Source organism: Streptomyces sp. NPDC017993, assembly GCF_044328065.1.
GTDB lineage: Bacteria > Actinomycetota > Actinomycetes > Streptomycetales > Streptomycetaceae > Streptomyces.
On record NZ_JBIRGO010000005.1, the window covers coordinates 336,409 to 350,130 of the forward strand.

Below are 13,722 nucleotides of genomic sequence, written 5' to 3' on the forward strand. Positions count from 1 at the left end.
CAGGCGTCCATGACCCCGACCCCGACCCCGGGCCCCGCCCCCGGGCCCCGCCCCCGTCCGGCGGGCATTCGCACCGAACGGCCGCACCCGTCTCACGGACTTTCGTGGCCGCGGTGGGTGGCACGTCGTAGCCCCGCCGCCTTGGGTCCGGCGCGCCGACGCGTCAAGACCCCTTCCGTGGTCAGAGCGGACATGTGAGAGTGAGCCAGAGCACACCTGCCGTATCGTTGAGGCGGTTCGCCAGGGAGCGGGCCTCGGGCGAGCAGTGATCGGAAGGGCAGTGCGCAGGGATCGGACAGGGAGCGGCCGGTGAACGCCGACGACTCGGGCGCCACCCCGCGCGATACGGATAACGACGACGCTGCCGGTGCCGGTGACGGTGCCGCAGGCGTCGGCCCCACCACCGGCGACCCCACAGGGGCCGAGGAGCACGTCGACAACGACGAGAACAACATCGCCGTCCGCCTCGAACAGCTCATCCTCGGAGCCGACCGCCGCTACACGCCCTTCCAGGCGGCCCGTAGCGCCGGTGTCTCGATGGATCTCGCGGCCCGCTTCTGGCGCGCCATGGGCTTCGCCGATATCGGCCAGGTCAAGGCGCTCACCGAGGCCGATGTGCTGGCGCTGCGGCGACTGGCCGGTCTCGTCGAGGCGGGGCTGCTGAGCGAGGCGATGGCCGTTCAGGTCGCGCGCTCCACCGGCCAGACCACGGCCCGTCTCGCCGACTGGCAGATCGACTCCTTCCTGGAGGGGCTCACCGAGCCGCAGGACTCCGGGCTGACGCGTACGGAAATCACCTATCCCCTGGTCGAGCTGCTGCTCCCGGAGCTGGAGGAGTTCCTCGTCTACGTCTGGCGGCGGCAGCTCGCCGCGGCCACCGGCCGGGTCGTGCGGGCCCAGGACGACGAGGAGATGGTCGACCGGCGGCTGGCCGTCGGCTTCGCGGACCTCGTGGGCTTCACCCGCCTGACCCGCCGGCTGGAGGAGGAGGAACTGGGCGAGCTGGTGGAGGCGTTCGAGACCACCTGCTCCGACCTGGTGGCGGCGCACGGCGGCCGGCTCATCAAGACCCTCGGCGACGAGGTCCTCTACGCCGCCGATGACGCGGGTCTGGCCGCCGAGATCGGGCTGCGGCTGATCGAGACGATGGCGAACGACGAGACGATGCCCGAGCTGCGGGTCGGCATCGCCTTCGGCACGGTCACGACGCGGATGGGCGATGTCTTCGGCACGACCGTGAACCTCGCCAGCCGGCTCACGTCGATAGCGCCGAAGGACACGGTGCTGGTGGACGAGGCGTTCGCGGAGGAGCTGGGGCGTACGGGCGATGCGCCGGTGTCCGAGGCGGAGGCCGCGGCCGCGGAGAAGGCCGCGCGGGAGGGCACGGGCAGCCCACCGCCGTCGTACCGCTTCGCGTTGCAGCCGATGTGGCAGCGCCCCGTGCGTGGCCTCGGTGTCATCGAGCCGTGGCTGCTCAGCCGAAGGGGCTGAACGACCCGTCCTGGTCCTGCCGGGCCGCGACCTGACATGATCCCGGTCAGTCAGGTCAACGGTCGTTAACCGGGAGGGCTGTATGCAACGGTTCGGTGAATTCGTCGGCGTGGACCGGCACGGCTTCGTGGCGGAACTCGTCATGGACCGTCCGAAGGCGATGAACGCGGTCTCGACGGCGATGGCCGACAGCCTGGCGCAGGCGTGTGCCGAGCTGGCCGCGGACGGGTCCGTACGGGCGGTGGTGCTCAGCTCCACCCATGAGCGGGCGTTCTGTGTGGGCGCCGACCTCAAGGAGCGGAACTCCTTCACGGATGCGGACCTGATGCGTCAGCGTCCGCACACCCGCGCCGCGTATACCGGAGTTCTGGAGCTGCCGATGCCGACCATCGCGGCGGTGCACGGCTTCGCGCTGGGCGGTGGCTTCGAGCTGGCGCTGGCCTGCGATCTGATCGTCGCGGACGGTACGGCCGTGGTCGGCCTGCCGGAGGTGTCGGTGGGCGTCATTCCCGGGGGTGGGGGCACGCAGCTGCTGCCGCGCCGGGTGGGCGCGGCGCGGGCGGCCGAATTGGTCTTCACCGCGCGGCGGGTGCCGGCGGCGGAGGCCGGGGAGCTGGGGCTGGTCGACGAGGTGGTGGCGGACGGCCAGGACCGTACGGAGGCGCTGGCGCTGGCGGCCCGGATCGCCCGCAATTCGCCGGTCGGCCTGCGGGCGGCGAAGCGTGCCATGCGGCTCGGGCACGGGCTGGATCTGCGTGCGGGGCTGGACCTGGAGGACGGCGCCTGGCGCAGTGTGGCCTTCTCCGGGGACCGGGCGGAGGGCGTCGCGGCGTTCAACGAGAAGCGGGACCCGGACTGGCCGGGGGAGTAGGCAGGGCCGGATGGCCCCTTCGGCGGTTGCGGCCGGTTGCCCGTGCCGGGTGCCCGGTCGCTGCCGTACGGGCCGAGGGAGCGCGCGCGGCGCGGGCCGGTGACGGTGACGCGGAGTGAGGGTGGGGCGGGCCTCAAGGATGACGCAGAGGTGTAGTGCGCACCGAAAGGGGCGAATCGGGTTAAACATTCCTACGCTGTAGTGCAGGGTGTGCTCACGGTGACGGAATGTGAGGGTCCGGTGGCGGGCGAGGGTGCGGGCGATACGAGGCTGCGGGCCGTGGTGGAGCTGGCGCAGGCGATGGCGGCCGCGCATACTCCCCGCGAATCGGCGCACGCCGCGGCCCAGGGGGTGCGACTGGCCCTGGGGGGCTCCTTCGCGGCGATCTCGAAGTGGGAGCGCGAGCGGGGCAAGCTGCGGGTGCTGGTCAATGTCGGCGAACTCGCCGATGACGAGCGGGAGTTCCCGGACAACGAGTCGTATCCGGTGCACGAGTTCCCGGAGATCGTCAATTTTCTGCACGAGCGGTGGGCCGGTGGCGGCGAGCCCAACGCCTGGGTGGAGACCGCGAACGGGCCGTGCGACGACGACTTCCACAACCACCAGCGGGTGGCCGCGCTGCGCCGCCGCGGCCGCGGGTGCTGTGTGGTCGCGCCGATCGTGCTGCACGGCCGGGCCTGGGGCGAGCTGTATGTGGCGCGGCCCGACGGGGAGACGGTCTTCAACCGGGCGGACGCCGATTTCGCCACCGTGCTGGCCGCGGTGACGGCCGCCGGCATCGCGCAGACGGAACGGCTCGCGGAGGCGCGCAGGCTCGCCTTCACCGACGCGCTGACCGGCCTCGCCAATCGGCGCGCCGTCGATATGCGGCTGGACGAGGCGCTGGAGCTGCACCGCAGGGACGGTGCGGTGGTCAGCCTGGTGGTGTGCGACCTCAACGGGCTGAAGCGGGTGAACGACTCGCGGGGCCACGCGGTCGGGGACCGTCTGCTGGAACGTTTCGGCTCGGTGCTCTCGCTGTGCGGGGCGATGCTCCCCGGAATGCTCGCGGCGCGGCTCGGCGGCGATGAGTTCTGCCTGCTCGCGGTCGGTCCGCCGTCCGACGAGGTGGTCAAGGTGGCCGGTGAACTGTGCGAACGCGCAGGGGAGTTGGATCTCGGCGAAGGGGTCGCGGTGGGCGTCGCCTCGACCGGCGATCCGATCGGCCCGGTGCGCAGCGCACGCCGGCTCTTCCGGCTGGCGGACGCCGCGCAGTACCGGGCCAAGGCGGCGCGGTCGGGCGAACCGGTGATCGCCGGGCGGCACGGCGGCGAGGACGACCCGGTCGTACGGCTGGCGGACACCCCGGAGCGGCGCCAGGGTACGGAGCGCCGACGATTTCGGAGGTGAGGTGCCCGATGGGATGGGTTGTTCGTGGGGTGTTTGCTTGTGGGGGGCCGTTCCCGGTTCCGTCGGCGCGGGATTTTCGCAGGTCACCGGGCGGGTAAGGGGTGATCCCCAAATCCGGTGGTGACATCCGGCGATTCAGTCTCTAGGGTGCCTGAATATGGATATGCACACTGTGGTGCTCGGGACGTCCGGCACGACCGCACAGGACGTCATCGCGGTGGCCCGCGGCGCCGCCCGGATCGAGCTGTCCGAGGAGACCCTCGCGGCCGTCGCCACCTCCCGCGCCTTCATCGACGACCTCGCCGCCAAGCCGGACCCCGTCTACGGCGTCTCCACCGGCTTCGGCGCGCTGGCCGTACGGCACATCAGCCCCGAACTGCGCGCCCAGCTCCAGCGCAACATCGTCCGCTCGCACGCGGCCGGTATGGGCCCCCGGGTGGAGCGCGAGGTCGTGCGCGCGCTGATGTTCCTGCGTCTGAAGACCCTGGCCTCCGGGCGGACCGGCGTCCGCCCGCTCGTCGTCGAGACGATGACGGCCATGCTCAACGCCGGCATCACCCCGGTGGTGCACGAATACGGCTCGCTGGGCTGCTCCGGAGACCTCGCGCCGCTGTCGCACTGCGCGCTGGCGCTGATGGGCGAGGGCGACGCCGAGGGCCCCGACGGCGTCGTACGGCCGGCCGGTGAGCTGCTGGCCGCCCACGGCATCGAGCCCGTCGAGCTGCGCGAGAAGGAGGGCCTGGCGCTCCTCAACGGCACCGACGGCATGCTCGGCATGCTCGTGATGGCCTGCGCCGACCTCGCCCGGCTCTTCACCTCCGCGGACATCACCGCGGCCCTCTCGCTGGAGGCGCTGCTGGGCACGGACAAGGTCCTCGCGCCCGAGCTGCACGCCATCCGCCCGCATCCCGGCCAGGCCACCTCGGCCGCCAACATGCTGAAGGTGCTGGCCGGTTCGGGCTTCACCGGCCACCACCAGGACGACGCGCCGCGCGTCCAGGACGCCTACTCCATCCGCTGCGCACCGCAGGTCGCGGGCGCCGGCCGGGACACCCTCGACCACGCCCGGCTCGTCGCCGACCGCGAGCTGGCCGCCGCCGTCGACAACCCGGTGGTGCTGCCGGACGGCCGCGTCGAGTCCAACGGCAACTTCCACGGCGCGCCGGTCGCCTACGTCCTGGACTTCCTCGCCATCGCGGCGGCCGACCTCGGCTCCATCGCGGAGCGCCGTACGGACCGCCTGCTGGACAAGAACCGTTCGCACGGGCTGCCCGCCTTCCTGGCCGGCGACCCGGGCGTCGACTCGGGCCTGATGATCGCCCAGTACACGCAGGCCGCGCTGGTCAGCGAGCTGAAGCGGCTCGCCGCGCCCGCGTCGGTGGACTCCATTCCGTCCTCCGCCATGCAGGAGGACCATGTCTCGATGGGCTGGTCGGCCGCCCGCAAGCTGCGCACCGCGGTCGACAACCTGACCCGGATCATCGCCGTCGAGCTCTACGCGGCGACGCGCGCCGTCGAGATGCGTGCGGGGCTGACGCCGGCCCCCGCCACCCGTGCGGTGCTGGACGCCGTCCGCGCCGCGGGCATCCAGGGGCCGGGTGAGGACCGCTTCCTGGCGCCGGACCTGGAGGGCGCGTACGCGTTCGTGCGGGCCGGGAAGCTGGTCGAGGCCGTGGAGACGGTCACGGGCGAACTGGCCTGACAGGGCCTGGGGCCTGACGGGGCGGGCTCTGTCCGGCGGGCGCGGGCCTGATGCGGGCCGGGTGCGGTGCGCTCGGCCCGCGGTCTTATGGAGGCGCGGCTGCCGGTCGGCGGTGCTGTGCGACGTTTCCGTCCGCTGCCGCTGCCGCTGCCGCTGCCGCTGCCGCCGCTGCCGCCGCTGCCGCCGCTGCCGCCGCTGCGCGGACGGTGGTGGGCCCGCTCGCTCAGGCGAGTCCGCGGGTGCGGTGGACGGAGTAGCTGACCAGGCCGGCGCCGAGGGCGAGGCAGGCGACGCCGCCGATCACGTAGGGCGTGGTGTCCGGGCTGCCCGTGTCGGCCAGCAGGTGCTGGGGTGCGGCGGCCGCGTCGGCCGCGGCCGACCGCGTCGTCACGGACCGGCTGCCGGCCTGCTGCGCGGCGGCGCCGGCGAGGTCAGCGCCCTCGGACGCCGCCCGCTCCTCCGCCGCTCGCAGGCGGGAATGCGTCACCCCGTCCTCGCCGACTATCGCGTTCGCGGACGGTACGAACCACAGGGCGAACAACACCGATCCCGCGGCAGCGGCGGTCAGTAGTGGTCGACGTGCGGTCACGGAGCGATCCCCCTTGTGGGTTCGGCGAATTGGCCGGTGACCGCAGATGTTAGTGACCGCCGCGGGTCGCGGGGAAGTCGGGACCCGGACATGCTTACGCTCCGTGGTATGAGCAATGGTGAGGCATCACGTTTTGTACGGCTTCATGTCGAGCTGGTCCTGGAGATCACCGACGCCGGCGAGCTGACCGGCGCGGCCATCGACCACATCGGCGGCGATCCCGCCCTGCCGGAGGAGGAGCGCGGGCAGGCCCTGGAGACGGTCAAGGGGGACCCGGCGGAGGCGCTGGCACATCTCGTCGACCCGTTCGACCTGGTCAACGCCGTACCGGGCACCGAACTCGCGCAGGCGTCCTGGAGCAGCGAGGAACTGACCGACTACGACCCGGATGCCGAGTGGGACGCGGCGGAGTGGGATCTCGCCGATGACGCGGCAGAGGGGGCCTGACCGACCCGGCGATCCGGGACCGCGGGCCCGGAAATTCCGCAGCCCACGTCCCCCGGAGCCCGCTTCTCGCGCACTCCCCGGTGCCCGACAACCCCGCTGAGAGCGACAAAATCCCTGTTCACGACCCCTGTGCGGCTCCCCGCCGTGCGGGGGTCGCCCACGTTCGCGGCAGGGTGTCCTTCCCCACACCTCTCACATGCATGGAACGGGCGAAACGGAAAAGACGTTCATAAGACGTCGGCCGGAATGCCTGCGTCCAGTCGTCAACTCGGGGGAGTTGAGGATCGTAACGATGGAGATGTGTGTAATGACGGACAGTAAGCGCCGCAAAGGCCTCATAGCCACCGCCGTGCTGGTCGGGGGCGCTCTCACGCTCTCGGCGTGTGGTGACGGCGGGGGCAGTGGGGGGAGCGGTGGCGGCGAAGCCCGGCACGACACGTCCCAGCAGGTGGATGCGGCGGCCGCGAAGGACGCCTCGAAGGCCAAGATCAAGATTTCGCCGGAGGACGGCACGGCCAACGCCGGCATCAACGGTGACGCCAAGGTGACCGCCAGTGGCGGAAAGCTCACCGACGTCACCATGACCGCCGTCGAATCCGACAAGACCGTCGAGGGCACCATGTCCGCCGACGGTTCCTCCTGGAAGCCCGACGCCCCGCTGTCCCGTGCGACGAAGTACAAGGTCACGGCGCACGCGGTGGACTCCAAGAAGCGCAAGGCGGTGGAGAACTCCACCTTCGCCACGGTCTCCTCGGGCAACAGCTTCATCGGGAACTTCACCCCGGAGGACGGCTCGACCGTCGGCGTCGGCATGCCGGTGTCGCTCAACTTCGACAAACCGGTGAAGAACAAGAAGGCCGTCGAGTCCGCGATCAAGGTCGCGTCGAGCAGCAACCAGAAGGTCGTCGGGCACTGGTTCGACGACACCCGCCTGGACTTCCGCCCCCAGGAGTACTGGAAGGCGAACTCCAAGGTCACCATGGACCTCGACCTGGACGACGTAGAGGCGTCGCCCGGCGTCAAGGGCATCCAGAACAAGACCGTCAGCTTCGACGTCGGCCACTCGCAGGTCAGCACCGTCGACACCAAGGCGCACGAGATGACCGTGGTCCGCGACGGCGAGACCATCAAGACCATCCCGATATCGGCCGGCGGCGATGAGAACGCGACCTACAACGGTCAGATGGTCATCTCGGAGATGTTCAAGCAGACCCGGATGGACGGCTCCACGGTCGGCTTCAAGAAGAAGGACGGCAAGGGCGAGTACGACATCCCCGATGTCCCGCACGCCATGCGCCTGTCGGCGTCCGGCACCTTCATCCACGGCAATTACTGGGGCAAGGGCATCTTCGGCAAGGCCAACACCAGCCACGGCTGCATCGGCATGGAGGACGTCAAGGGCGCGGATGACTCCGCCACGGACGGCGGATGGTTCTTCAACCACTCGCAGCTCGGTGACATCGTCAACGTCGTCAACTCCCCGGACAAGACCATCAAGCCGGACAACGGCCTCAACGGCTGGAACATGGACTGGTCGCAGTGGGTCGCCGGCAGCGCGGTGCAGTCGCAGGGCACCAACTGACGGAACCCGGCCGGCCGGTTGGCCGGTAAGAGCCGAAAAGCATGACGCACAGTGACCGACGCCTGGTGATGCCGATAAATGCGGCGCACCAGGCGTCGTCGCTGCGTACGGTGCGCCGCATGAACAAGCTTCCCGGAGATCAACCGGCCGGAGCGGGCCCCGGTGCCCTCGGCGGCCTCGGAGATCGCGGCGCTCGCGGCGATCTCGTGGGCCCCATAGCTGCGGCGGAGATGGACGTCGACGCCTGGCATGCGGTGCTCGCCGCCGCCCACCGGCATGACCGGCCGAGCACCCCCGCCCCCGAACGGGCCACCGAGGCCGGCCGGCTGCGGGTCCCCTCCCCGCGCAGCCGCACCGTCGCCTTCGCCCTGCCGGCCCCCGGCGACTCCGGGGACCACGCGGGAGTCGCCCTCCTCCGCCTCTTCGACACGGAGGAGAACGCCGGCAACGCCTTCCTCGACACCCTTACGGTCCACCCCGCCCACCGCGGCCGCGGGGTGGGCCGTGCGCTGTGGGCGGAGGTGTGCGCCGTCCTCGCCGCGGAGGGCCGGACGTCGGTGGGCACACTGGTCCAACGGGGCGGCGCGGGCGAGAAGTTCGCCGTCGCGCAGGGGGCGGAGTGCGCCCTGCCGTTGGTGGCGTACGTGCAGGAGGTGGCGGGGGCATCCGAGGTGGGTGAGGTCGCTGTGGAGGAGGGTCGGGCCGGTGCGGTGGGGGGTGCTGGGCCTGCTGGGCATGCGGTTCCTGCGGCTCCTGCCGTTCCAACGGCTCCAGCGACGCCTGCTGCCCGCGCGGGCGAACCGCGGGAGCCCGTGACGGCTCCTGACGGCTATCGCTTCGCGGTGTGGAGCGGTGTGGTCCCCGACGTCCACGCCGTCGCGCACGCCCGCGCCCACGACGCCATGGAGGACGCGCCGACCGGTGATCTCGACGAGCAGCACGATCCATGGGACGCCGAACGGGTGCGGGCCGCGGCTCGGGTCGTCCTGGACCGCGGCGGTGTGATGCTGACCGTCGCGGCGGTCGCCGAGGCGGACGGCGCCGTCGCCGGGTACACCGAACTCGTCCTGCCCACACCGCAGTCCGTCCGCGCGCTGCAGTACGACACCGTTGTCATCCCTGGCCACCGCGGGCACGGCCTGGGGCGGGCGGTCAAGCTCCGGATGCTGGAATACCTCCGCGGGCAATGGCCCGGCGTACGGGAGATCATGACGACGGTCGCGGACGAGAACCGGCCGATGCGGGCGGTCAACGCGGCACTCGGCTACCGGCCGGAGGACCGGATGGGGGTCTACCAAGTCCGGCTTTGAGGCGGGTTGCCGGGCGGCGGTGGGGGGTGGTTGGCGGCGGTTGGGATCGGTTGGCGGTCGGGCGGGTCGGGGCCCTCGTTGCTCCGGGGCGCGGGGCGCGGGGTGCGGTGTGTGGTTTGTGCCGGCGCGGGGCCGCCCGGGCCGGTCCGACCCTGCCGGTCCGCCCGCGCCGCCTCGGTCCGCCCGTGCCCGGCCCGCCCGCACCGGCGACCACCCCGCCGCACCCCGCCCCACCCCGAGCCCTCCCATCCGCCGCCCCGGGCCTCCCACCGGCCGGCCGCCTCCGCCTCCGCCTCCGTACAGTGAACGGGTGACGGAGCGCGGGAAGAAGGGCCGGGGCGGGCAGCCGACGGCAGTCGAGGAACTGGTCGCCAACGTGCTCGGCAGTGTCCGCTACGCGCCGGACGGCGAGTCCGCCGAGGACGCCATCGAGGCGGGCGCCTCGATGCTGGCCGCGGCCCCGGCCGGCTGGGAGGCGGTGAGCGCCGCGGTGGTGTCGGCCGCCGTGGCGGGTGTGGCGCAGTGCTGGGCGGGTGGCTGGGAGCCCGCCGACCTGGAGCGCATCGTGCGGCGTGAGGCGTCCGACGTGACGCTCGTGGCGCTCGTCGTGGACGCCATCGGGGCCGAGGCGGCCCGCGCGCCTGCCGGGCCCTCACCGGGCACCCGCCGCCGCGAACAGCTGAGCAGGCTCGACGCGGTCGTCTGGTGGGGCTCCGACCACGACTACCTCGACGCGTTGGCCCGCCGCCGCAAGAAATCCCGCTTCGAGACCGCGTACGACGTCCTGGCGGCGCTCCGCCTCCTGGCCAGGCTGCCCAGGATCACCCCGCTACCGGCCCCGGCTCCGACGCAGGTCAGGGAGAGCGGTGGCGCGGCCGCGTCGCGCGCCCTCGGACGGATCCGCGGGCTGCTCGCCAAGGCGGAGGCGACCACCTTCGCGGAGGAGGCCGAGGCGCTGTCCGCCAAGGCCCAGGAGCTGATGGCCCGGCACAGCATCGACGAGGCCCTCCTCGACAGCGCAGCCTCCCCCGGGGGCGCGGCCGGCGGCCCTTCGGCGGTCCGTATCGGCATCGAGGGCCCGTACGAACAGGCCAAGGCCCTGCTGCTGGACGCCGTCGCCGCCGCCAACCGCTGCCAGGCCGTCTGGGCCGCCGACGTCGGCTTCTCCACCGTCATCGGCTTCGCGCCCGACCTGGACTCGGCCGAACTGCTCTACACCTCGCTGCTGCTCCAGGCCACCGCCGCGATGAACCGCGCGGGCGACGACCACCACGCCCGCGGGCGCTCCCGCCGTACCCGCGACTTCCGCCAGACTTTCCTCGTCGCGTACGCCGACCGCATCCGCGAGCGTCTGTCGGCGGCCACCGCCGCCGCCACGGCAGCCGCCACCGCCGAGTCGGCCACCACCGCACCCGACCTTCTCCCGGTCCTCGCCGCCCGCGAACTGGCCGTCGAGGAGACCACCGGCGCCCTCTTCCCCGACACCGCCCCGGTCCGACTACGCGGCGTACGCGACGCGGACGGCTGGCACCAGGGCACAGCGGCCGCGGACCGGGCCCGGCTGAACGACGGCAGGGCCTGAGCGACGGCAACGCCTGTGTGGGGTGTGGCGAGCCCCTCCACGTGTACACGTCGGCTGCGACTCGTCAGTCGACCGGATGCGGCCGTCCGGCGCAGGTCGCGGCGGTGCAAGGGCGTGAGACAGGATGCTGGGGTGAGCGCTCGCCGTGGGCGCCCGAGTCGGCTGAAATGAGGGGGACTTCGTGAGTACATGCCGGATGGATGCCGCCGCCGCGACGTATGCGACTGCCCACGAACATCCGGCCACTCACCGTACGAGCAGACGCGACGTCCTCGTCAACTCCGCTCTCAGCGGCGTGCTGTCGCTCCTCGCTGTGGCAGCGTTCTGCGGCCTCGGCGCGCTCCCCGGCTCGATCCTTAGCTGGGGGTTCCCCGCCCTGTGGATGGTGTCGATGGCTCTGTCACTGTGCTTCGCCCGGGCCGCCGTGTCGACACGCTCCGCCCTGCTCCGGCGAAGGATCCTGCGGACGTACCCGTGGCAGCAGATGTCCGCTGCGGTGCAACGCGATGCCGCGGGTCCGCACAAGCTGGCGCTTCCCCACCCCGATGCCCCCGGCAAGGAGATCCAACTCCTGCTCCCCAGCGCGCTTCCTGACGCCATTCCGGACGCATCTCCGGACGAGGTGTGGTTCGCGGGCGACCCGCGCTACATGGGCGTCGTCGCCCTTCCCGGCCCCCGCCGGATGGCCACTGTGCTGCCGCCCGCAGCGCTGGACCGCGGGATCCCCGCCTACAGCGGCCCACTGAGTGAGGAAGCACGTCGACGTGCCCTCGCCGTGGGCGCCCGGGTACGCGTCCCGGACGACACCCTGGAGCGCGGGCCGCTCCCCGTACACGGCGGGGAAAAAGTGGCCATGCATCACCCCGAGACGGCAGTCGGCTTCCGGCGCACCCTGCTGCGCCGCCGCTGTGCCCTGTACGGCCAACTCGGCGCGCTCGCGGTCTTTTTCTCAGCGATCGGCCTGGTGGACGACCCCGATCCACTGGTCCCCGCCGCGGGCATGCTCATGGTCCTCTCACCGTTCACCGTCCTGAGCGCGGCCGTCGCCGTGGGAGGCGCCCGGCGCCTGGGGCAGACCCTGCGGACATACCCCTGGCAGGAGTGCGCCGGCGAGCCCGACAACCGCCTGAGCCTCGTCATCCTCCGCCCGGCGAAAGGCCACGAGGTCCGCCTCAAATCCCTCCCGCTGCGGAAGGCGTTCCCGAACGCGGACCGATACTGGTTCGCCGGAGACCTGCGGTACGGCGGAGCGGTCTCGGAGGCCGGCGGCAACCGGCCGACACGAGTCGTCCACACCCACCCCAAAAAGGCCGCCGCGAAGAAGGCCGCCAAGAACCGCCGCACCACACCGGCGAACGACGCCCTCGACACCCTCGCCGAACAGTCCGGCCTCACCAAGGGCGGCCGCCCGAAGACTTGGGCGTACTGACGACGGATCGACGACGGCACGGAGCGGCACTACGACGGCACGCCAGGCTCACAGGCCGGTCGGATAGGGCGAGAGCCAGTTCGTATGACGGGTCCGGACTCCGTCGCGCTCATCGGGAGTCGTCACAATGACGTCCGCTCCGCCGTCATAAGGGTGGTGGATGCGTTGGAGCTCGGCGTCGGTGATGATCACGCCGCTGAGTACGTCGTGTGCGACTTCCCGGAGGATTTCGTCGACGCTGCCTCGTTGCCAGGGGCGGCGGTCGGCGTAGAGGTGTGTGTACGTGTGGAACTCGGGGTCGGGATCGGCTTCGTTGGCGATGGTCATCCAGAGGGAGCCGTCAGCGTGCACCTCGCGTCGTCGCGTGGGGCGCTGCGGGCCGTTTGGTTCACTGGACCAGGCCGTGGTCACCACGTACACGTCGGTGCCGGCGAAAAGCTCTTCCAGGACCGTGTTGTTCCGGTCCAGGGCCACGGCGAACTCGTCCTCGGTCTCCGGGTAGCGCTTCGAGCCGGGGAGGTTGTGGAAGCCCACCCAGCGATCGCTGTAGGCAGCGCGTAGCTCATGGGCGATGGGCGGTCCCATGGGCCACTGACGCTGCCACAGTGTGGAGAGATGCTCGCGGTCGAGATGGAGGCTCATCCGTCAGCCGGAGCCACCCCCACCGGGCAGCTCACCCCCGTCCCTCCGATCCCGCAGTACCCCGCCGGGTTCTTGTCGAGGTACTGCTGGTGGTAGCCCTCGGCCGGGTAGAAGGGGCGGGGGTCGGTGGGGAGGATTTCGGTGGTGATGTCGGCGTAGCCGGAGGAGTGCAGGACGGTGCGGTAGGCGTCGCGGGAGGCTTCGGCGGCCTGCTGCTGGGTGGGGGAGTGGGTGTAGATCGCCGAGCGGTACTGGGTGCCGACGTCGTTGCCCTGGCGGAAGCCCTGGGTCGGGTCGTGCGACTCCCAGAAGAGCTTCAGGAGTGCGGTGTACGGGACGACGGCGGGGTCGAAGACGACGCGGACGGCCTCGGTGTGGCCGGTGTGGCCGCTGCAGACCTCTTCGTAGGAGGGGTTCGGGGTGTGGCCGCCCTGGTAGCCGACGAGGGTGGTCCAGACGCCGTCGGTCTGCCAGAACTTCCGCTCCGCGCCCCAGAAGCAGCCCAGGCCGAAGTCGGCGATCTCCAGGCCCTCCGGATACGGGCCGAGCAGCGGGTTGCCGAGGACGGTGTGCCGGTCGGGGACGGTGAAGTCGCGTTCCGCGCGGCCCTTCAGCGCTTCCTCGGGGGTGGGGAGGTGGGTCTTGAAGCGGGAGAACAGCATCAGGATCAGGCTCCAGGAGGACGAGA

The 13,722-nt window shown here is 71.8% G+C and carries 12 protein-coding genes; 9 read left to right on the top strand and 3 right to left on the bottom strand.

Features of this window, described 5'->3' with window-relative positions:
* The first annotated feature begins 309 nt into the window (after positions 1-309).
* From ACH4FH_RS11110 to hutH, 4 genes are all read left to right on the top strand, one after another.
* A complete protein-coding gene (locus ACH4FH_RS11110) occupies positions 310-1,491 on the top strand; it encodes an adenylate/guanylate cyclase domain-containing protein (RefSeq protein ID WP_398555487.1) in 1,182 nt (393 codons plus the stop codon).
* Between the two features lie 82 nt (positions 1,492-1,573).
* Entirely contained in the window at positions 1,574-2,362 is a 789-nt protein-coding gene (locus tag ACH4FH_RS11115; RefSeq protein ID WP_398555488.1) for an enoyl-CoA hydratase/isomerase family protein, read from the top strand.
* Positions 2,363-2,662: 300 nt separating this feature from the next.
* On the top strand, positions 2,663-3,751 hold the full coding sequence (locus ACH4FH_RS11120) for a diguanylate cyclase domain-containing protein (protein ID WP_398555647.1): 1,089 nt from the start codon (positions 2,663-2,665) through the stop codon (positions 3,749-3,751).
* Between the two features lie 157 nt (positions 3,752-3,908).
* Positions 3,909-5,453, top strand: a complete 1,545-nt coding sequence (gene hutH, locus ACH4FH_RS11125; protein WP_398555489.1) for a histidine ammonia-lyase — start codon at positions 3,909-3,911, stop codon at positions 5,451-5,453.
* Positions 5,454-5,676: 223 nt separating this feature from the next.
* Here hutH and ACH4FH_RS11130 read toward each other — a convergent pair whose 3' ends face one another.
* A complete protein-coding gene (locus tag ACH4FH_RS11130; protein ID WP_398555490.1) occupies positions 5,677-6,042 on the bottom strand; it encodes a hypothetical protein in 366 nt (121 codons plus the stop codon).
* A 108-nt stretch (positions 6,043-6,150) separates the two neighbouring features.
* Between ACH4FH_RS11130 and ACH4FH_RS11135 the strand changes: the two genes are divergently transcribed.
* The 5 genes from ACH4FH_RS11135 (at position 6,151) to ACH4FH_RS11155 (ending at position 12,392) form a co-directional block, all read left to right on the top strand.
* On the top strand, positions 6,151-6,489 hold the full coding sequence (locus tag ACH4FH_RS11135; protein ID WP_398555491.1) for a hypothetical protein: 339 nt from the start codon (positions 6,151-6,153) through the stop codon (positions 6,487-6,489).
* Between the two features lie 307 nt (positions 6,490-6,796).
* Positions 6,797-8,071, top strand: a complete 1,275-nt coding sequence (locus tag ACH4FH_RS11140) for an Ig-like domain-containing protein (protein ID WP_398555492.1) — start codon at positions 6,797-6,799, stop codon at positions 8,069-8,071.
* 119 nt (positions 8,072-8,190) lie between these two features.
* Positions 8,191-9,381 (top strand): GNAT family N-acetyltransferase, encoded by a 1,191-nt coding sequence (locus ACH4FH_RS11145; RefSeq protein WP_398555493.1) that lies wholly within the window; start codon positions 8,191-8,193, stop codon positions 9,379-9,381.
* A 376-nt stretch (positions 9,382-9,757) separates the two neighbouring features.
* Positions 9,758-10,963, top strand: coding sequence for a DUF2786 domain-containing protein (locus ACH4FH_RS11150; RefSeq protein ID WP_398555648.1), 1,206 nt, complete (start codon positions 9,758-9,760; stop codon positions 10,961-10,963).
* A 181-nt stretch (positions 10,964-11,144) separates the two neighbouring features.
* The gene (locus ACH4FH_RS11155) at positions 11,145-12,392 is read left to right on the top strand and encodes a hypothetical protein (protein WP_398555494.1); all 1,248 of its coding nucleotides are present in this window, start codon (positions 11,145-11,147) and stop codon (positions 12,390-12,392) included.
* 48 nt (positions 12,393-12,440) lie between these two features.
* Here ACH4FH_RS11155 and ACH4FH_RS11160 read toward each other — a convergent pair whose 3' ends face one another.
* On the bottom strand, positions 12,441-13,034 hold the full coding sequence (locus ACH4FH_RS11160) for a hypothetical protein (protein WP_398555495.1): 594 nt from the start codon (positions 13,032-13,034) through the stop codon (positions 12,441-12,443).
* The gene (gene msrA / locus ACH4FH_RS11165; protein WP_398555496.1) at positions 13,031-13,696 is read right to left on the bottom strand and encodes a peptide-methionine (S)-S-oxide reductase MsrA; all 666 of its coding nucleotides are present in this window, start codon (positions 13,694-13,696) and stop codon (positions 13,031-13,033) included. The genes ACH4FH_RS11160 and msrA overlap by 4 nt, the downstream gene beginning before the upstream one ends.
* Positions 13,697-13,722: the final 26 nt, after the last annotated feature.

Excerpts from the sequence above, each read along its gene's own strand:
- ACH4FH_RS11145 (WP_398555493.1), top strand. The coding sequence starts at position 8,191 with ATGAACAAGCTTCCCGGAGATCAACCGGCCGGAGCGGGCCCCGGTGCC.
- ACH4FH_RS11120 (WP_398555647.1), top strand. The coding sequence starts at position 2,663 with ATGGCGGCCGCGCATACTCCCCGCGAATCGGCGCACGCCGCGGCCCAG.
- msrA (WP_398555496.1), bottom strand. The coding sequence starts at position 13,696 with ATGCTGTTCTCCCGCTTCAAGACCCACCTCCCCACCCCCGAGGAAGCG.
- ACH4FH_RS11135 (WP_398555491.1), top strand. The coding sequence starts at position 6,151 with ATGAGCAATGGTGAGGCATCACGTTTTGTACGGCTTCATGTCGAGCTG.
- hutH (WP_398555489.1), top strand. The coding sequence starts at position 3,909 with ATGGATATGCACACTGTGGTGCTCGGGACGTCCGGCACGACCGCACAG.
- ACH4FH_RS11140 (WP_398555492.1), top strand. The coding sequence starts at position 6,797 with ATGACGGACAGTAAGCGCCGCAAAGGCCTCATAGCCACCGCCGTGCTG.
- ACH4FH_RS11115 (WP_398555488.1), top strand. The coding sequence starts at position 1,574 with ATGCAACGGTTCGGTGAATTCGTCGGCGTGGACCGGCACGGCTTCGTG.
- ACH4FH_RS11160 (WP_398555495.1), bottom strand. The coding sequence starts at position 13,034 with ATGAGCCTCCATCTCGACCGCGAGCATCTCTCCACACTGTGGCAGCGT.